The organism is Micromonospora matsumotoense, from assembly GCF_050951065.1.
GTDB classification, from domain to species: domain Bacteria; phylum Actinomycetota; class Actinomycetes; order Mycobacteriales; family Micromonosporaceae; genus Micromonospora; species Micromonospora matsumotoensis.
In genome coordinates this window covers 6,551,813-6,569,141 of sequence record NZ_CP192025.1, presented here as the reverse complement: position 1 = coordinate 6,569,141, position 17,329 = coordinate 6,551,813, and the positions used below count along the sequence as shown (strand labels likewise).

General features: G+C 69.9%; 26 protein-coding genes. 23 read left to right on the top strand and 3 right to left on the bottom strand.

Annotation, left to right across the window (positions count from 1 at the left end):
- Positions 1–99 precede the first annotated feature (99 nt).
- The 22 genes from rplN (at position 100) to truA (ending at position 13,545) form a co-directional block, all read left to right on the top strand.
- A complete protein-coding gene (gene rplN / locus ACQP1S_RS28015) occupies positions 100–468 on the top strand; it encodes a 50S ribosomal protein L14 (protein ID WP_007465279.1) in 369 nt (122 codons plus the stop codon).
- A complete protein-coding gene (gene rplX / locus ACQP1S_RS28010) occupies positions 465–785 on the top strand; it encodes a 50S ribosomal protein L24 (RefSeq protein WP_357778838.1) in 321 nt (106 codons plus the stop codon). The genes rplN and rplX overlap by 4 nt, the downstream gene beginning before the upstream one ends.
- Positions 785–1,354, top strand: a complete 570-nt coding sequence (gene rplE, locus ACQP1S_RS28005) for a 50S ribosomal protein L5 (RefSeq protein WP_091242008.1) — start codon at positions 785–787, stop codon at positions 1,352–1,354. The genes rplX and rplE overlap by 1 nt, the downstream gene beginning before the upstream one ends.
- A gap of 1 nt (position 1,355) precedes the next feature.
- A complete protein-coding gene (locus ACQP1S_RS28000) occupies positions 1,356–1,541 on the top strand; it encodes a type Z 30S ribosomal protein S14 (RefSeq protein ID WP_007465272.1) in 186 nt (61 codons plus the stop codon).
- Positions 1,542–1,637: 96 nt separating this feature from the next.
- Positions 1,638–2,045 (top strand): 30S ribosomal protein S8, encoded by a 408-nt coding sequence (gene rpsH / locus ACQP1S_RS27995; RefSeq protein ID WP_091242005.1) that lies wholly within the window; start codon positions 1,638–1,640, stop codon positions 2,043–2,045.
- 16 nt (positions 2,046–2,061) lie between these two features.
- Positions 2,062–2,604, top strand: a complete 543-nt coding sequence (gene rplF, locus ACQP1S_RS27990) for a 50S ribosomal protein L6 (protein ID WP_091242002.1) — start codon at positions 2,062–2,064, stop codon at positions 2,602–2,604.
- Complete coding sequence (gene rplR / locus ACQP1S_RS27985; protein ID WP_091241997.1) at positions 2,601–2,990, top strand: 50S ribosomal protein L18; 390 nt, start codon at positions 2,601–2,603, stop codon at positions 2,988–2,990. The genes rplF and rplR overlap by 4 nt, the downstream gene beginning before the upstream one ends.
- 33 nt (positions 2,991–3,023) lie before the next feature.
- Entirely contained in the window at positions 3,024–3,638 is a 615-nt protein-coding gene (rpsE, locus tag ACQP1S_RS27980) for a 30S ribosomal protein S5 (RefSeq protein ID WP_088646996.1), read from the top strand.
- Positions 3,638–3,820 carry a 50S ribosomal protein L30 gene (rpmD, locus tag ACQP1S_RS27975; protein WP_091241994.1) on the top strand — a complete coding sequence of 61 codons (183 nt, stop codon included), beginning with the start codon at positions 3,638–3,640 and terminating at the stop codon, positions 3,818–3,820. The genes rpsE and rpmD overlap by 1 nt, the downstream gene beginning before the upstream one ends.
- The gene (gene rplO, locus ACQP1S_RS27970) at positions 3,820–4,263 is read left to right on the top strand and encodes a 50S ribosomal protein L15 (protein WP_067301456.1); all 444 of its coding nucleotides are present in this window, start codon (positions 3,820–3,822) and stop codon (positions 4,261–4,263) included. Before rpmD ends, rplO begins: the two co-directional genes overlap by 1 nt.
- Before the next feature lie 235 nt (positions 4,264–4,498).
- Positions 4,499–5,827: a preprotein translocase subunit SecY gene (gene secY / locus ACQP1S_RS27965; RefSeq protein ID WP_091241990.1), complete on the top strand. Its 1,329-nt coding sequence runs from the start codon at positions 4,499–4,501 to the stop codon at positions 5,825–5,827.
- Between the two features lies 1 nt (position 5,828).
- Positions 5,829–6,482 (top strand): adenylate kinase, encoded by a 654-nt coding sequence (locus ACQP1S_RS27960; protein ID WP_091241987.1) that lies wholly within the window; start codon positions 5,829–5,831, stop codon positions 6,480–6,482.
- Positions 6,483–6,579: 97 nt separating this feature from the next.
- The gene (map, locus tag ACQP1S_RS27955; RefSeq protein ID WP_091241984.1) at positions 6,580–7,431 is read left to right on the top strand and encodes a type I methionyl aminopeptidase; all 852 of its coding nucleotides are present in this window, start codon (positions 6,580–6,582) and stop codon (positions 7,429–7,431) included.
- Between the two features lie 248 nt (positions 7,432–7,679).
- Complete coding sequence (locus ACQP1S_RS27950) at positions 7,680–8,315, top strand: DUF1707 domain-containing protein (protein ID WP_432900677.1); 636 nt, start codon at positions 7,680–7,682, stop codon at positions 8,313–8,315.
- 350 nt (positions 8,316–8,665) lie between these two features.
- Positions 8,666–8,887: a translation initiation factor IF-1 gene (gene infA / locus ACQP1S_RS27945; protein ID WP_007073013.1), complete on the top strand. Its 222-nt coding sequence runs from the start codon at positions 8,666–8,668 to the stop codon at positions 8,885–8,887.
- 92 nt (positions 8,888–8,979) lie between these two features.
- Positions 8,980–9,093, top strand: a complete 114-nt coding sequence (rpmJ, locus tag ACQP1S_RS27940; RefSeq protein ID WP_012184307.1) for a 50S ribosomal protein L36 — start codon at positions 8,980–8,982, stop codon at positions 9,091–9,093.
- Positions 9,094–9,357: 264 nt separating this feature from the next.
- Positions 9,358–9,738: a 30S ribosomal protein S13 gene (gene rpsM / locus ACQP1S_RS27935; protein ID WP_091241981.1), complete on the top strand. Its 381-nt coding sequence runs from the start codon at positions 9,358–9,360 to the stop codon at positions 9,736–9,738.
- Positions 9,739–9,866: 128 nt separating this feature from the next.
- A complete protein-coding gene (gene rpsK, locus ACQP1S_RS27930) occupies positions 9,867–10,274 on the top strand; it encodes a 30S ribosomal protein S11 (protein WP_030329919.1) in 408 nt (135 codons plus the stop codon).
- 14 nt (positions 10,275–10,288) lie between these two features.
- Positions 10,289–10,915 carry a 30S ribosomal protein S4 gene (gene rpsD / locus ACQP1S_RS27925; protein ID WP_067301470.1) on the top strand — a complete coding sequence of 209 codons (627 nt, stop codon included), beginning with the start codon at positions 10,289–10,291 and terminating at the stop codon, positions 10,913–10,915.
- A gap of 95 nt (positions 10,916–11,010) precedes the next feature.
- Positions 11,011–12,033 (top strand): DNA-directed RNA polymerase subunit alpha, encoded by a 1,023-nt coding sequence (locus ACQP1S_RS27920; protein ID WP_007073009.1) that lies wholly within the window; start codon positions 11,011–11,013, stop codon positions 12,031–12,033.
- A gap of 34 nt (positions 12,034–12,067) precedes the next feature.
- Positions 12,068–12,640, top strand: a complete 573-nt coding sequence (rplQ, locus tag ACQP1S_RS27915) for a 50S ribosomal protein L17 (protein ID WP_091241978.1) — start codon at positions 12,068–12,070, stop codon at positions 12,638–12,640.
- 74 nt (positions 12,641–12,714) lie between these two features.
- A complete protein-coding gene (truA, locus tag ACQP1S_RS27910) occupies positions 12,715–13,545 on the top strand; it encodes a tRNA pseudouridine(38-40) synthase TruA (protein WP_432900673.1) in 831 nt (276 codons plus the stop codon).
- Between the two features lie 101 nt (positions 13,546–13,646).
- Here the strand turns inward: truA and ACQP1S_RS27905 are convergent, their stop codons facing one another.
- On the bottom strand, positions 13,647–14,465 hold the full coding sequence (locus ACQP1S_RS27905; protein WP_245722398.1) for a TrmH family RNA methyltransferase: 819 nt from the start codon (positions 14,463–14,465) through the stop codon (positions 13,647–13,649).
- 2 nt (positions 14,466–14,467) lie between these two features.
- On the bottom strand, positions 14,468–15,277 hold the full coding sequence (locus ACQP1S_RS27900; RefSeq protein WP_432900671.1) for a phytanoyl-CoA dioxygenase family protein: 810 nt from the start codon (positions 15,275–15,277) through the stop codon (positions 14,468–14,470).
- Positions 15,278–15,431: 154 nt separating this feature from the next.
- Here ACQP1S_RS27900 and ACQP1S_RS27895 point away from each other — a divergent pair, with 154 nt between their 5' ends.
- Positions 15,432–15,926 (top strand): GyrI-like domain-containing protein, encoded by a 495-nt coding sequence (locus ACQP1S_RS27895; protein ID WP_432900669.1) that lies wholly within the window; start codon positions 15,432–15,434, stop codon positions 15,924–15,926.
- A gap of 158 nt (positions 15,927–16,084) precedes the next feature.
- On the opposite strand, the gene ACQP1S_RS27890 is transcribed toward ACQP1S_RS27895, so the two are convergent.
- Positions 16,085–17,206 (bottom strand): hypothetical protein, encoded by a 1,122-nt coding sequence (locus tag ACQP1S_RS27890; protein WP_432900667.1) that lies wholly within the window; start codon positions 17,204–17,206, stop codon positions 16,085–16,087.
- Positions 17,207–17,329: the final 123 nt, after the last annotated feature.

The following is a 17,329-nucleotide window of genomic DNA, read 5'->3' as shown; positions in this document are numbered from 1 at the left end:
GAAGGCTCGAGCTCGGCCGGTTTCGGTCGGGCGCAGGTTCCGCCAGGCTCCGGCCGCCCGTGAGGGCGGCCGGAGAACCGGCAGACATAGGAGATAGACGTGATTCAGCAGGAGTCGCGACTGCGCGTCGCCGACAACACGGGTGCCCGGGAGATCCTGTGCATCCGGGTTCTCGGTGGCTCCGGTCGGCGCTACGCGAGCATCGGCGACGTCATCGTGGCCACCGTCAAGGACGCGATCCCGGGTGCCGGGGTGAAGAAGGGCGACGTCGTCAAGGCGGTCGTCGTCCGCACCGCCAAGGAGCGGCGGCGGCCGGACGGCTCGTACATCCGTTTCGACGAGAACGCCGCCGTCATCATCAAGGACGGCGGGGACCCGCGCGGTACCCGCATCTTCGGCCCGGTGGGCCGGGAGCTGCGGGACAAGCGGTTCATGAAGATCATTTCCCTCGCGCCGGAGGTGTTGTGACCGTGAAGGTCAAGAAGGGCGACACGGTCATCGTCATCGCCGGCAAGGACAAGGGTGCCAAGGGTAAGGTCATCGCGTCCTACCCGCGGCAGGACAAGGTCCTCGTCGAAGGCGTGAACCGGGTCAAGAAGCACACCCGTATCAGCACCACCCAGCGTGGCGCCAAGACCGGTGGCATCGTCACCCAGGAGGCCCCGATCCACGTCTCGAACGTGCAGGTCCTGGACTCCGACGGGAACCCGACCCGGGTCGGTTACCGGTTCGACGACAACGGCCAGAAGGTCCGCATCGCGCGTAGCACCGGTAAGGACCTGTGATGACCACGGCTACCGAAACCAAGACCCTGCCGCGCCTCAAGGAGCGGTACCGCAACGAGATCGTGGCCAAGCTGCAGGAGCAGCACAGCTTCGGCAACCCCATGCAGGTGCCGCGGCTGGTCAAGATCGTCGTCAACATGGGCGTCGGCGAGGCCGCTCGCGACGCCAAGCTGATCGACGGCGCCGTCCGCGATCTGGCCACGATCACCGGCCAGAAGCCGCAGGTGCGGCGGGCCACCAAGTCGATCGCGCAGTTCAAGCTGCGTGAGGGCATGCCGATCGGCGCGAAGGTGACCCTGCGCGGCGACCGGATGTGGGAGTTCCTGGACCGGCTGCTGTCGATCGCGCTGCCGCGTATCCGTGACTTCCGCGGCCTGGACGGGCGCAAGCTCGACGGGCACGGCAACTACACGTTCGGCCTGACCGAGCAGTCGGTGTTCCACGAGATCGACCAGGACCGGATCGATCGCCAGCGGGGCATGGACATCACGGTGGTCACGACCGCCACGACCGACGACGAGGGCCGGGCGCTGCTCAAGCTCCTGGGCTTCCCGTTCAAGGAGAACTGAGATGGCCAAGAAGGCGCTGATCATCAAGGCGGCTGCGAAGCCGAAGTTCTCGGTTCGCGCGTACACCCGCTGCCAGCGGTGCGGGCGTCCGAAGGCGGTCTACCGCAAGTTCGGTCTCTGCCGGGTGTGCATCCGGGAGATGGCCCACCGCGGTGAGCTGCCCGGCGTGTCCAAGGCTTCCTGGTAATAGCCCGGCGCGCTTCGGCGTGTCAGCTGAACTGTCTCTTCGCCGTAGGCCCCGGGCCGTGCCCGGGGAACCCCGGCGAGAAAGGTTGACGAATTCATGACGATGACCGACCCGATCGCAGACATGCTCACGCGTCTGCGTAACGCCAACCAGGCGTACCACGACCGGGTGACGATGCCCTACTCGAAGATCAAGGCGAACATCGCCGAGGTCCTCAAGGCCGAGGGTTACATCGCCACCTGGTCGGTCGAGGAGCCCGAAGAGGGTGCCGTCGGCAAGCGACTGGTCGTCGAGCTGAAGTACGGCCAGAGCCGCGAGCGTAGCCTGGCCGGCATCAAGCGAGTGTCCAAGCCCGGTCTCCGGGTGTACGCCAAGTCGGACGGGCTCCCGCGGGTGCTCGGCGGGCTGGGCGTGGCGATCATTTCGACGTCCCAGGGGCTGCTCACCGACCGGCAGGCCCGCAAGCGGAGCGTTGGCGGGGAAGTCCTCGCCTTCGTCTGGTAACGGGAGACAGGTAGAAATGTCGCGTATTGGACGTAAGTCGATCCCGGTGCCTTCCGGCGTCGACATCAAGATCGAGGGCCAGACCGTCAAGGTCAAGGGCCCGAAGGGCGAGCTGTCGCACACGCTCGCCGAGCCGATCAAGGCGGAGCGGGGCGAGGACGGCCAGTTGCACGTCAACCGGCCGAACGACGAGCGCAAGGCCAAGGAACTGCACGGCCTGAGCCGTACCCTGGTCGCCAACATGATCGTCGGGGTGACCGAGGGCTACCGCAAGAGCCTGGAGATCGCCGGCACCGGTTACCGGGTCACGGCCAAGGGCAAGGACCTGGAGTTCGCGCTCGGGTTCTCGCACCCGGTGCTGGTCCCCGCGCCGGACGGCATCACCTTCACGGTGGAGCGGCCGACCCTGTTCCACGTGGCCGGCATCGACAAGCAGCAGGTCGGTGAGGTCGCCGCCAACATCCGGAAGATCCGCCCGCCGGAGCCCTACAAGGGCAAGGGCGTCAAGTACCAGGGCGAGGTCATCCGCCGCAAGGCCGGAAAGGCAGGTAAGAAGTGAGCGCCACGCTGCTCAAGCGCCGCCGCGGCGTCGCCGCCAAGCGCGCCGTCGGCCGTGCGCGTCGACACTTCCGGGTCCGCAAGAACGTCAGCGGCACCGCCGAGCGTCCCCGCCTGGTGGTCACCCGCTCCCTGCGGCACATCGTCGCCCAGATCGTCGACGACACCAAGGGTCACACCCTGGCGTCGGCCTCGACCCTGGACGCGTCGCTGCGCGGTGCGGAGGGCGACAAGAGCGCCCTCGCCGGCAAGGTCGGCGGCCTGCTCGCCGAGCGGGCCAAGGCCGCCGGTGTGTCCAAGGTCGTCTTCGACCGCGGTGGCAACCGGTACGCGGGGCGGGTCGCCGCGCTTGCCGATGCCGCCCGCGAAGCCGGGCTCGAGTTCTAGAAACCCCGTCACGAGAGATAAGGAAGGCTGCTGATGCCAGGTCAACAGCGCCGTGGCGGCGGGTCCGGTGGCAACGAGGGTGGTCGCCGCGACAACCGCCGTGAGGGCGGCCGCGGAAACGCGCCCGTCGAGAAGACCCCGCACCTTGAGCGGGTCGTCGCGATCAACCGCGTCGCCAAGGTCGTGAAGGGCGGTCGTCGCTTCAGCTTCACCGCCCTGGTGATCGTGGGCGACGGCGACGGCACGGTCGGCGTGGGCTACGGAAAGGCCAAGGAGGTGCCCGCGGCGATCGCCAAGGGCGTCGAGGAGGCCAAGAAGCACTTCTTCAAGGTGCCGCGGATCGGTCAGTCGATCCCGCACCCGATCCAGGGTGAGGCCGCTGCCGGCGTCGTGCTGCTCAAGCCGGCGTCCGCCGGTACCGGCGTCATCGCCGGTGGCCCGGTGCGTGCCGTCCTGGAGTGCGCGGGCATTCACGACGTGCTCTCCAAGAGCCTCGGCTCGTCCAACCCCATCAACATCGTGCACGCCACGGTGGCGGCGCTGAAGGGGCTGGAGTCCCCGGAGGCTGTCGCGGCCCGTCGTGGCCTGCCGGTCGAGGACGTCGCGCCGGCCGCCATGCTGGCGTCGCGGGCGGGGGTGGCGTCCTGATGGCACGCCTGAAGGTCACCCAGCTCCGGTCCGCGATCGGGAAGAAGCAGAACCAGCGGCACTCGCTGCGTTCGCTCGGCCTGAAGCGGATCAATGACGTGGTGGTCAAGGAGGACCGTCCCGAGATTCGGGGCATGATCTTCACGGTCAGCCACCTCGTGAAGGTCGAGGAGGTCGAGTAATGACGATCAAGGTTCACCACCTGCGTCCGGCCCCGGGCGCCAAGACCGCGAAGACCCGGGTGGGTCGCGGTGAGGGCTCCAAGGGCAAGACCGCCGGTCGCGGCACCAAGGGCTCCAAGGCCCGCAAGAACATCTCGGCGGCGTTCGAGGGTGGGCAGATGCCCATCCACATGCGCCTGCCGAAGATGAAGGGCTTCAAGAACAAGTTCAAGGTCGTCTTCCAGGTGGTCAACCTGGACCGGCTCGCCGAACTGTTCCCCAACGGCGGCCAGGTCGGCCCGCTGGAGCTGGTCGAGGCCGGTGCGGTCCGTAAGGGCCACCCGGTCAAGGTCCTCGGCACCGGCGATCTCGGCGGGGTGACCCTCCAGGTGTCGGCGCAGGCGTTCAGCGCGTCGGCCAAGGAGAAGATCACCGCCGCCGGCGGCTCGGTCACCGAGCTGTAGGTCAGGCAAACCACGGCGCCCGCTCAGTTCTCCGTAACTGGGCGGGCGCCGTGGTCTCCCCGGAGCGTGTGCGCCGGGTAACATCGGATTTGGTTTATGTAGCCGGGCACACCTGCCCGGAGCGGGATCGGACTGTTAGAGTCCCTTCCCAGCCATGGATATCGGGCACTCGCCCGGCACCCACCCCGACCCGCCAGGGACCACCACCGGGCGGCCCGCGCGCAGGAGGAAGAAGTTGCTGTCCGCCTTTCTCAGTGCGTTCCGTACGCCTGACCTGCGCAAGAAGCTGCTGTTCACAGTAGGCATCATCGCGGTCTACCGGCTCGGCGCCACTCTGCCCAGCCCCGGCGTCTCGTACGGCAACGTGCAGAAGTGTCTCGACAGTCTGCAGGGCCAGAACACGGGCGTGCTCAACCTGCTCGACCTGTTCTCCGGCGGCGCGCTGTTGCAGCTCTCGGTCTTCGCGCTGGGCATCATGCCCTACATCACCGCGTCGATCATCCTGCAGCTGCTGACAGTGGTCATCCCCCGGCTGGAGCAGCTCCGCAAGGAGGGCCAGGCCGGCCAGGCGAAGATCACCCAGTACACCCGCTACCTGACCCTCGGCCTGGGCATCCTCCAGTCGTCGGCCTTCGTGGCGCTGGCCCGTTCCGGCCAGCTCTTCCAGAACCGCTGCGACCAGTTCCCGATCGTGCCCGAGGGCACCGGCATCCCGAACTGGCTGACGCTCGGCATCCTGGTCATGACGATGACCGCCGGCACCGGCATGGTGATGTGGCTCGGTGAGCTGATCACCGACCGCGGCGTCGGCAACGGCATGTCCGTGCTGATCTTCACCTCGATCGCGGCCCGGCTCCCCAGCGAGGGCTGGAAGATCAAGACCAACGAGGGCTGGGGCAAGTTCGCCCTGGTGCTCGCCCTGGTCCTGGTGGTCATCACCGCGGTCTGCTTCATCGAGCAGGCGCAGCGCCGCATCCCGGTGCAGTACGCCAAGCGGATGATCGGCCGGCGGATGTACGGCGGCACCTCCACCTACATCCCGCTGAAGGTGAACCAGGCCGGTGTCATCCCGGTCATCTTCGCCTCGTCGCTGCTCTACCTGCCGCAGCTGGCGCTCCAGTTCTTCGACCAGACCGACCCGGGCAAGACCCAGGCCTGGATCCAGAACAACATCGTGCAGGCCGACGCGCCGCTGCACATCGTGATCTACTTCCTGTTGATCATCTTCTTCACGTACTTCTACGTGTCGATCACGTTCAACCCGACCGAGGTCGCGGACAACATGAAGAAGTACGGCGGCTTCGTGCCGGGCATCCGCCCCGGCAAGCCGACCGCCGACTACCTCGACTTCATCCTCAGCCGGATCACCCTGCCGGGCGCGCTCTACCTGGGCATCGTGGCGGTCCTGCCGAACTTCTTCTTCATCTGGCTGAACAGCCAGCAGTTCCAGAACTTCCCGTTCGGCGGCACCGCTGTGCTCATCATGGTCGGCGTCGGTCTGGAGACCGTGAAGCAGATCGAGAGCCAACTCATGCAGCGGAACTACGAAGGGTTCCTGCGGTAGGATGCGACTCGTTCTGGTTGGCCCGCCGGGCGCGGGCAAGGGCACACAGGCGGAGTTCATCGCCGCACACCTCTCGGTGCCGAAGATCTCCACCGGTGACATCTTCCGGGCCAACGTCTCCCAGGGGACGCCCCTGGGGGTCGAGGCGAAGCGGTACATGGACGCGGGCAAGCTGGTTCCGGACGAGGTGACCATCAACATGGTCCGGGACCGGCTCGCCGAGCCGGACGCCTCCGAGGGCTTCCTGCTCGACGGCTTCCCGCGGACCACGCCGCAGGCCGCCGCGCTGGACAAGCTCCTCGCCGATCTGGGCACCGCCCTGGATCTGGTGCTGGAGCTGGTGGTCGACGACGACGAGGTGATCCGGCGGCTCTCCGGCCGGCGTACCTGCCGGGGCTGCGGCAAGATCTGGCACGTCGAGTTCGACGCCACCACCAAGGACGGCATCTGCGACCGGTGTGGCGCCGAACTGTTCCAGCGCGACGACGACAAGCCGGAGACCATCGCGGCCCGCCTCCGGGAGTACGCCGACAAGACCGCGCCGCTGGTCGACTACTACGGCGCCCAGAACAAGCTGGTCGGGATCGACGCCACCGGTCCGGTGGAGGACGTCACCGTCCGCGCCATCGACGCGCTGCGCTCGTACGGCGGCTGACCTCCCGCCGGAGCCCGGCGGATAGAGTGCGAAACAGCGGGGTGCGCGACGTGCCCCGCTGTTTCGCTGTGCATCGGCAACGAAAGGTGAATGCTCCATGCGCCGTGCCCAGCTGGACATCCAGCTGAAGACCCCTGACCAGATCCAGAAGATGCGCGCCGCCGGCCTGGTGGTCGCCGAGGCCCTGCGTCGGATGAGCGCGGCGGTCGCCCCCGGGGTCAGTACGGCCGACCTCGACGCGATCGCTGAGGCGACCATCCGGGAGGCCGGCGCGGTGCCGTCGTTCAAGGGCTACCACGGCTTCCCCGCCTCGATCTGCTCGTCGGTCAACGAGCAGGTGGTGCACGCGATCCCGGCGGCCGACCAGGTGCTCCGGGACGGCGACGTGATCTCGATCGACTGCGGCGCGGTGCTGGACGGCTGGCACGGCGACGCGGCGGTCACCGTCGGGGTGGGCGAGGTCGACCCGGCGCTGCTGAAGATGGCCTCGGTCGCCGAGGACGCCATGTGGGCCGGGATCGCCGCCGCCGCCCGGGGCGCCGCGAGTGGGCGGGGCCGGCTCACCGACATCTCCCACGCGGTCGAGACGGCAGTGCGCAGGGGTGGCCGGTACGGCATCGTCGACGGCTACGGTGGCCACGGCATCGGCACCGAGATGCACCAGGACCCGCACGTGCTCAACCACGGCCGTCCCGGCAAGGGCCCCCGGCTGGTGCCGGGTATGGCGCTGGCGATCGAGCCGATGATCACGATGGGTTCTCCGCGTACCGTCGAACTGTCCGACGGGTGGACCGTGGTCACCCGGGACCGGTCGATGGCGGTGCACGTCGAGCACTCGATGGCGTTGCTGGCGGACGGGGTCTGGGTGCTGACGGCCTTCGACGGTGGTCGGGCCCGGCTCGGCGATCTGGTGACCGCCCGGCAGCCGGCCGTCTCTCCGGCCGGCTGACCCCACCTCTCCGGCCGCCTGCCTCCCCGGCAGCCACCGCGCACAGCAGACGCCGCCGGCCCCCACCACACCTCTTCGCCGGCTGCTGCCCACAGGGACAGGGGACAGGGCGGACCACAGGGGCAGGGCGGACGACAGGGCGGGGGAGGCGGAGCCGGCCGGCACGGACGTGACCACGGAGCGACCGGGTGGCGGGCGGCGGTGGTGGGGGTCGGCGGGGGTGGACCGGCGGTGTCATGCTTGCCGGCATGGAGGGGCGGGACGGGATGAGGGCGGCGGACACCGACCGGGAGGCGACGGCGGAGCGGCTCCGGGTCGCCCTGGAGGAGGGCCGCCTGGACCTGCACGAGTACGACGAGCGCCTGCAGCAGACGTACGGGGCGAAGACCTACGCGGAGCTGGACACGGTGCTGGCGGATCTGCCGGGACCGGCGTCCGTGCAGCGGTCCGCCCTCGCGCCGGTCGGCACCGACACGGCCCCGTCGCCGCCGGCACCGGTCGGCCCGGACGCCGCGACGGTGCCCGGACGGGAGCCGATGCCGGGGCAGCCGGGGACCGGCGTGCCCGTGGGCGGGGAGCCGGTGGCCGGGGTGCCGACCGGTGCCGTCTCCGGTCGCTGGCTGGCCGAGGTGTGGGGACCCTGGCTGCGGGCGGCGGCGGTCCTCACCGCGATCTGGGCGATCTCCTCGGTCGGCAGCCGGGACCTGCTGTTCTACTGGCCGGTGTGGGCCCTCGGCCCGTGGGGGGCGCTGTTGCTCTTCCGCTCCGCGAGCGGGTTTGCGAGCGGCGCGCCCAGGCGGGACGTCGACCACGGGGACCGGCGGCGGGCGGCCCGCGCGGTCCGTCGCGGGGAACGCCGGGAGCAGCGCCGGCGCGATCGCTGACGCTGATCCGACCGGCTGCCGGCGAGGCGTGCCGAAGCCCGGACCACACGGGTCCGGTGGGCACGGCCGGTGGGTTCGGGCCTCGGTCGGCCCGGCGTCGCCGAGTGGGACTGGTGGGTTCGGTGCCCCTTTTTGTCCGGATGGGTGACACTCCGGGTGGCCGGTTTGGCGGCCGCCCGGGGGCGGGCGTACACTTTCAGATCGGCGCACAGCGTCCACTCCGGCATGCCCACCCCGCGCTTCGGTGGGAGCCGGAGCCGCGGCTGGCGCGGGTCCCCGATGACCATCGGAAGGCCCGTGTAAGGCGTTGTGGGCCGTCCGGAGCAACCGACGTCAGGACAGCGGAGTACATGCCGAAAAAAGACGGAGCCATCGAGATCGAGGGTCGGGTCATCGAGCCTCTGCCGAACGCAATGTTCCGGGTGGAGCTCGCGAACGGCCATAAGGTGCTGGCTCACATCAGCGGCAAGATGCGGCAGCACTACATCCGCATCCTGCCGGAGGACCGGGTCGTCGTCGAACTCTCGCCGTACGACCTGACCCGCGGGCGCATCGTCTACCGCTACAAGTAAGCCTGACGGCGGCCGGGAAGTCCCCGTGTCCGTCTTCGACGTCCGGAGTCGTGGTCATCGCGTCGCCGGGCCAGATGGGAAGTAAGGCAACCGTGAAGGTCAAGCCGAGCGTCAAGAGGATCTGCAACAAGTGCCGGGTTATCCGCCGGCACGGCCGGGTCATGGTGATCTGCACCGACCCGCGCCACAAGCAGCGCCAGGGCTGATCCGATCCCGCCTTCCGTGACGAACGGAGGGCGGCGGACCGGTCCGGGTCGCGCAGATCCGACGACAACACGTCACCAGCTCGTCCCAGCCGCGGAACGTACGCATGCGTACCTTCTCGTGGCCAACCCCCGGTCGGAGGCCGGGGCCCGCTCGGGCAGCGGCCGTTCGGTCGCCGACGCACACCGCGTCGGAGACGGACAGGTCGGTAGCGGGATGGGACGGGTCCACACCTCCGCCACACATCACGAGGAGTACGCCCGCACATGGCACGTCTAGTCGGCGTGGATCTCCCCCGCGAGAAGCGGATGGAGATCGCGCTCACCTACATCTTCGGGGTCGGTCGCACCCGTGCCCAGGAGACGCTCGCCGCTACCGGCATCTCGCCGGACAAGCGCGCTCGGGACCTCACGGACGAGGAGCTGGTCCAGCTCCGCGACCACATCGAGTCGAACTACAAGGTTGAAGGCGACCTGCGCCGCGAGGTCGCCGCTGACATCCGCCGCAAGGTCGAGATCGGCTGCTACGCCGGCATCCGGCACCGCCGGGGTCTGCCCGTGCGCGGCCAGCGGACGCGGACCAACGCCCGCACCCGCAAGGGCCCGAAGCGGACCGTCGCCGGCAAGAAGAAGCCCGGCAAGAAGTAATTCTTCCACCGGAATTCTGGCCGTCCCCCGTCGAGTAGGCCCGGCTCCCACCGGAACCGGTGTCCACGTGATCGACGGGCGAAGAGCCAACAGCCGATCGAGAACCCATACAGGAGCGCAGAAGACTTATGCCACCGAAGGCTCGTGCCGGAGCCGCTGTCAAGAAGGTCCGGCGCAAGGAACGCAAGAACGTCGCCCACGGGCAGGCGCACATCAAGAGCACGTTCAACAACACCATCGTGTCCATCACGGACCCGACCGGTGCGGTCATCTCCTGGGCCTCCGCGGGCCAGGTGGGCTTCAAGGGCTCCCGCAAGTCGACCCCGTTCGCCGCGCAGCTGGCCGCCGAGGCCGCCGCACGTCGGGCGATGGAGCACGGCATGCGCAAGGTCGACGTGTTCGTCAAGGGTCCCGGCTCCGGCCGGGAAACCGCCATCCGTTCGCTGCAGGCCGTCGGGCTGGAGGTCGGCCAGATCGCCGACGTCACCCCGCAGCCGCACAACGGGTGCCGTCCGCCGAAGCGTCGCCGGGTCTGAGAGGTTAGAGAGAGATGGCTCGTTACACCGGTGCTGACTGCCGCCGTTGCCGGCGGGAGAAGATGAAGCTGTTCCTCAAGGGCAGCAAGTGCGATGGCCCGAAGTGCCCGTTCGAGTCCCGGCCGTTCCCGCCCGGGCAGCACGGTCGTGGCCGCACGAAGGAGACGGAGTACCTGCTCCAGCTCCGCGAGAAGCAGAAGGCGCGTCGGGTCTACGGCGTGCTGGAGAAGCAGTTCCGCGGTTACTACGAGGAGGCCGTGGCCAAGCAGGCCAAGACCGGTGAGGTCCTCCTGCAGATCCTCGAGTCGCGGCTGGACAACGTCGTTTACCGGGCCGGCTATGCGCACTCGCGGGACATGGCCCGCCAGCTTGTCAAGCACGGTCACTTCACCGTGAACGGCAAGAAGGTCGACATCCCGTCGTACCGCGTCAAGGAGCACGACATCATCGAGGTCCGGGGCAAGAGCAAGGAACTCACCCCGTTCATCGTGGCGCAGGCCCAGGCCGGCTCGAAGACCGTTCCGGCGTGGCTGGAGGCGATCCCGAGCCAGATGAAGGTCCTGGTGCACTCGCTCCCGGCCCGTCAGGTGATCGACACCCAGGTCCAGGAGCAGCTGATCGTCGAGCTTTACTCCAAGTAGGGCCCGTTGCGGTGGCCCGTCCTGCGGGGCGGGCCACCGGAACAGTTTGTGTCGTGGACGTCATATAGCGGGCGTCCCGGAAGAGAAGAGAAGAAATGCTCATCAGCCAGCGACCGTCTCTCTCCGAAGAGTCGATCAACGAGACCCGCTCCCGGTTCACCATCGAGCCGCTGGAGCCCGGCTTCGGCTACACCCTGGGCAACTCGCTGCGGCGTACGCTGCTGTCGTCCATCCCGGGTGCCGCGGTCACCTCGATCAAGATCGACGGTGTGCTGCACGAGTTCACCACGATCCCCGGGGTCAAGGAGGACGTGGTCGAGCTCGTCATGAACATCAAGGAGCTCTGCGTCAGCTCCGAGCACGACGAGCCGGTCAGTATGTACCTGCGCAAGCAGGGTCCGGGCGACGTCACCGCGGGCGACATCCAGCCCCCGGCCGGCGTCTCGGTGCACAACCCCGACCTCAAGCTCGCCACCCTCAACGGCAAGGGCCGGCTCGACATGGAGCTGACCGTCGAGCGGGGTCGCGGCTACGTGACGGCGGCGCAGAACAAGCAGGCCGGCGCCGAGATCGGCCGGATCCCGGTCGACTCGATCTACTCGCCGGTGCTGAAGGTGACGTACCGCGTCGAGGCGACCCGCGTCGAGCAGCGGACCGACTTCGACCGGCTGATCATCGACGTCGAGACCAAGCCGTCGATGGGCCCGCGCACCGCGCTGGCCTCCGCCGGTTCGACGCTGGTGGAGCTCTTCGGGCTGGCCCGGGAGCTGGACGAGACCGCCGAGGGCATCGACATCGGGCCGTCCCCGCAGGACGCCCAGCTGGCGGCGGATCTGGCCCTGCCGATCGAGGAGCTGGACCTCACCGTCCGCTCCTACAACTGCCTCAAGCGCGAGGGCATCAACTCCGTTGGTGAGCTGATCGGGCGTACCGAGGCCGACCTCCTCGACATCCGGAACTTCGGTCAGAAGTCGATCGACGAGGTCAAGATGAAGCTCGCCGGGATGGGTCTGGGGCTGAAGGACTCGGCCCCGAACTTCGACCCGGCACACGTCGTGGACGCCTTCGGTGAGGCCGACTACGACACCGACGACTATCGCGAGACCGAGCAGCTCTAGTCCGCGCTGCCGCCACACCTGAGGAGCACCAAGCATGCCCACGCCCACCAAGGGCCCCCGCCTCGGCGGCAGCCCCGCGCACGAGCGGCTGATGCTGGCCAACCTGGCCACCGCGCTGTTCCAGCACGGCAAGATCAAGACCACCGAGACGAAGGCCCGGCGGCTGCGTCCGCTGGCCGAGCAGCTCATCACCAAGGCCAAGCGGGGCGACCTCTCCGCGCGGCGTCGGGTGCTGGGCGTCGTCAAGGACAAGGACGTGGTCTACGCCCTGTTCGACCAGATCGCGCCCCGGTACGCCAACCGCAACGGTGGCTACACCCGGATCGTGAAGACCGGTCCGCGTAAGGGTGACGCCGCTCCGATGGCGATCATCGAGCTGGTCGAGGAGCTTCAGGTCGCCGAGCCCAAGGCGAACAAGAAGACCGCTGCCCGCAAGAGCGCCCAGCAGGACAAGGTCGAGGCGCTCGCCCCGGCCGAGGAGACCCCGGCGGCCTCGGCCGACCAGGACTCCGAGGCGCCGGTCTCGGCGTCCGGGGACACCGCCGCCGCCCGTGAGGACAGCGACGAGGCCACCGAGACCGACGAGGCCACCGAGAAGAAGGCCTGAGCACCAGCAGCATCGTCGGGCCCGGCACCCCTTCCTGGGGTGCCGGGCCCGACGCCGTGAACGGGAGGTACGAGGTGGACGAGCGGATCCGGCTGCGGCTGGACGTCTCGTACGACGGCACGGATTTCTCCGGCTGGGCGGTCCAGCCGACCCGGCGCACCGTGGCCGGGGTGCTGGTCGAGACGCTGGACCTGGTGCTCGGGGCGGGTGCGGTGACCGGGTTGACCGTGGCCGGTCGGACCGATGCCGGGGTGCACGCCACCGGTCAGGTCTGTCACCTCGACCTGCCCACCCTCGCCTGGCGGGAGCACCAGGGGCGGCTGCTGCGCCGGGTGGCCCGGCTGCTCCCCGGGGACGTACGGGTCCGGGCGATGACCGAGGTGCCCGCCGACTTCGACGCCCGCTTCTCGGCGACCTTCCGCCGGTACGAGTACCGGGTGACCGACGCGCCGTGGGGTGCCGAGCCGTTGCGGCGGCGGGACATCCTCGCCTGGTCCCGACCGCTGGACCTGGCCGCCCTGAACGTCGCGGCGGCCGGCCTGGTGGGGGAGCACGACTTCGCCGCGTACTGCCGGCGCAAGGAGAACGCCACCACGGTGCGCGAGGTGACCCGGTTGGACTGGCGGCGGGACCCGGACGGCATCCTGGTCGCCACCGTGCAGGCCGACGCGTTCTGCCAGGCGATGGTGCGCAGCCTGGTGGGGGCGATGCTGACCGCCGGGGACGGTCGACGCCCGGCGGCCTGGCCGTCCGGGTTGCTCGCCCGGCGGGAACGGTCCAGCGAGGTGACCGTCGCCCCGGCGCACGGGTTGACCCTGGTGGCCGTCGGCTATCCGGACGACCCGGCCGAGTACGCCCACCGCGCCGACCGCACCCGCCGGCTGCGGCTCCCGGTGGAGTCCTAGTGTTCTGAGTCGTCGGTTCATCGTCAGGTTGCCGGGTATGGGTGATGCCGCCAGCAGATCCGTGCCGGCAGGTGATCAGCCCCACCCGGGTGGCCAGTGCGCTACCGGCGGGCGGCGGCGCTGCGCTGGCGTGCCGATTCGTAGAGCACGACGGTCCCGGCGGCCGCCGCGTTCAGGGAGCTGGCGGCCCCGGACATCGGGACCCGGACGAGTTGGTCGCAGGCCGCACGCCAGCCGACGCTGAGCCCGGTGGTCTCGTTGCCGATCAGGGTCAGCGTGGGTTGCGTGAAGTCGTACTCGGCGGCGTCGAGTGCGCCGTGCTCGTCGGCACCCACGATGCCGATGCCGACGCCGTCGGCGCGCACGTCGGCGACCCAGGACAGCACGGCCTGGTGTGCGGGTGCCCGGACCACGGGCAGCGCGAACAGCGAGCCGGTGCTCGCCCGCACCGCCTTCGGGTCGTACACATCGGCAGCATGGCCGGTGACGATGACGCCGGACGCGCCGAAGGCGTCTGCGGACCGGATGAGTGTCCCGATGTTGCCAGGGCTGGTGGGCCGGTCGAACACGACGGTGAGCATGGTCGGCCCGGCCGGAATGCGGCACAGGTCGTCCTCCGGTAGCGCGACCACGGCCAGCAGCTCCGGAACCGTGTCCGCCTTACCTCCCAGCTCGTGCATCAGCTCACGGGATACGGCGAACTTCTCGGCCCGGACCGTGTCCAGGGCCTCGCGTGCCCAACCGGACAGCGGACCGTCGGCGTCGTGGAGCAGCTCTCGGACCTGCCAGCCGTGTGCGATGGCCATGGCGATCGGGCGCACGCCCTGCACGAGGAATTCGCCGCGACGCTGCCGCTTGGTCCGATTGCGGAGCAGCGCCTCCCACTGTTGGAACCGCGCGTTGCGGCCACTCACCCGCACCTTCACCCTCGTCCCCGCGTCCCTCGCCCGTCGGGGCCGGGGGTGTCCTGCCCGAGGCCCCGGCGAATCGCGATCTCCACGGGCGAGTACGCACCGTCGGCCCGATCCAGTTCGTACGGCGCGGCCGGCATCAGTGGCGGCTGGGCCATGAAGCGCGGCCGCGTCCCGTGGTGTGGTTGCGCAGTGTGCACGAGGAACGGATGGCAGAGGAAGACATCACCCGGGGACCCGGTGGCGAGGGCGACCGGCCGGTGGTCGGACGCCGCCACCAACTCGGGCGCGAGGTCCAGCCCGCTCGCCCCGTCCTCCCCGTACTTCTCCAACACCTTCGGCACGTCGAGGTGTGAGCCGACCCGGATCCGGGTCGGGGCGTCCTCCGCACCGACCTCGCTGAACAGGAACAGCATCAGCAGCGCGCGCCCCTGGGAGCGAACATTCGTGAAGTACCAGCTCGCACCCTCCGGCAGGTAGCTGCCCTCGATGTGCCAGCCCGCGTCGTTCGGCTCATCCTCGTGCGGGAAGCGCAACGGGAACGTGCCCAGTGAGTAGCGCGGCTCCCAGCGTCCCGCGCCGACGAGCAGGTCGTACGCGTGATGGAGGAACGGCGAATTGGGTGCGGCGGCGAACGGCCCCTGCGCCATGCCGGGCACCCAGTGCACGGGCTGCGTCCAGGTGGCGGGGTCGTCCGGGTCACAGCCGGTCTCCCGCCACAGCAGCCGCGCGCAGTCCGCGGCCACGCGCGGTGCGACGGCGCCCGCCAACTTCACGAAGCCGTCGCGAAGGAACCGGGATACCAGTGTCGTGTCGTCCATGACCCCATCGTGTGGCGGCACCGATCCCGATCGCCCGACACTTTCCGCTCCGCATCCGTCGGGTGTGCCCGCCACAGCGCCGGTCACGCTACGGAGACCCTGTCGCACCACAGCACAGCTCAGACTCCGCCCAACCGTCGAAGGGAGCGAACGCATGCTGACCCGCATCGTCGACCGTCCCGCGTTCCGGCTCGTGGGGCACGCTGCCCGGGTTCCACTGATCCACCGAGGCGTCAACCCGTACATCGAGCAGCACGTCGCCGCGCTGCCGGCAGAGGAGCATCTGCGCTTGAAGACGCTCGGCGACGTTGAGCCGGGTGGCCTGCTCGCGGTCTGCGACGATCTCGACGCGGACTACGACGAGGGCAGCGAGCTGACCTACCTGCACGGGGTCGCCGTGTCCCCGAGCACGCCGGTCCCGGGCGACCTCGACGTCATCGAGGTCCCGGCGGGCCACTGGGTGGTCATCCGGGCCGTGGGGCCGTCTCCGCAGGCCCTGCGGAAGACCTGGGCCACGGCCGCAACCGAGTGGTTTCCCTTCAACCCGTGGCGGCTGCGGCCGGGCCCGGAGATCGTCGCGGTGCCCGAGCCGACGGTCGACCTCAGCACCGCGACCCGCGAGCTCTGGCTGCCCGTCGAGCCGGCGTAGCGACCGGGTGGAACATCCGGTGCCCGGCTCCGACGGCGGCAGGCCGCGTACCCGTGCGGATCGGAAGGCCTACGGCTCGCGCCGGGACCGGCCCTGACGGCGGGCCCACCGGCCCCGACGGAGGCCGGCCGGGACGACCGAGCCCCGGTCTGTGGTCGTCAGTCGCCGGGCAGTTCGCCGGTGTCCGGGTCGTCGCGGTTCGCAGTGGCGGACGGGGTGGGGGTCTTCCGGTCCCCGGCGCGCGGGGTGGCCGAGGGGCTGGTGGCCTTCACGGTGGGCTGGTCCACGCTGACGCCGGCCGCCCGGCGGTCCAGCACCCCCTTGTCGAGGTGCAGTTCGATCAGGTCGTAGATGATCTCGCGGACGGTCTTGTCGCCGGCCGGCACGGCACCGGCGTCGTCCCTGGTCACCAGGCAGTAGGCGACATAGTGGCCGCGTACCTGCCAGGCGACGCGGGCGGCGGCGGTGGCGACCGACTCGGTGTCGTCCCCCGCGGGCATGCCCCGGAACCGGCCGCGCCGGTCGTCGAGCAGCGGTCGGATCCGCTCCCGCACCCGTTGCGCGGTGGCCAGGTCGGTCAGGTTGAACAGGCCGACGGTGACCAGGTGGTCGTCGTCGGGGGAGCGCAGGGTGGCCCGGACCACCTGGCTGCACCCGAGGGTGACCAGCAGGTCGGCGATCTCGCCGGTGGCCGCGACGGCGCAACTGCTGCCGGACTGGGTCTTGAGCACCTGGTACTCGTGCCGGTCGACGCCGACGACCAGCTTCTTGCCGGGGAAGACCTCCTTGACGGTCAACGGCTGCCGGTCGACGTCCCGGGAGTCCAGTGGGCCGCCGGCGGCCTGCTCGTCCGGGGCGGTGGCACCCGGCGCCGTCGGTGCGGCCTGTCCGTTCGGCGACGAGTCGTCGGTCGGGGTGCGGTCGATGAGCAGGACGGCCCCGCCGAGCCCGCAGAGGCCGAGCAGCATCAGCACGGCGGCCCCACCGACGACGATCTGCCAGCCCCGGCCACCCCGGCTGCTCCGGCCGTCGCCGGAGCGGCGGGACCGGGACCGGTCCGGTGCGGACGTCGGGGCGGGCACCTGGACGGCGGAGCGGATCGGGACGGGGTCGGCCGCCGGTGGGACCGGCTGGCTGACCCGGGGCAGTGAAGGGGCCGGGAAGCGGGACGGGGAGGGCCCGGCCGCCGTGGTCGGCACGGGCTGGAACAGCGGCAGGTCCGTGCCGGGCTGCGGGTTCTCCTCAAACGCGTCCTCAGCGGACTCGTACCGATATACCATGTCGCCCAGAGTAGGGTCCATTGCCCCTTTAGGGGCTAATAACGGGAAATACTGCCTGCGGCGCGTCGGGCAACGACGCCGGCCGACGACGCACCCGGTGCGGGCCGATGGAAGAATGCCCCG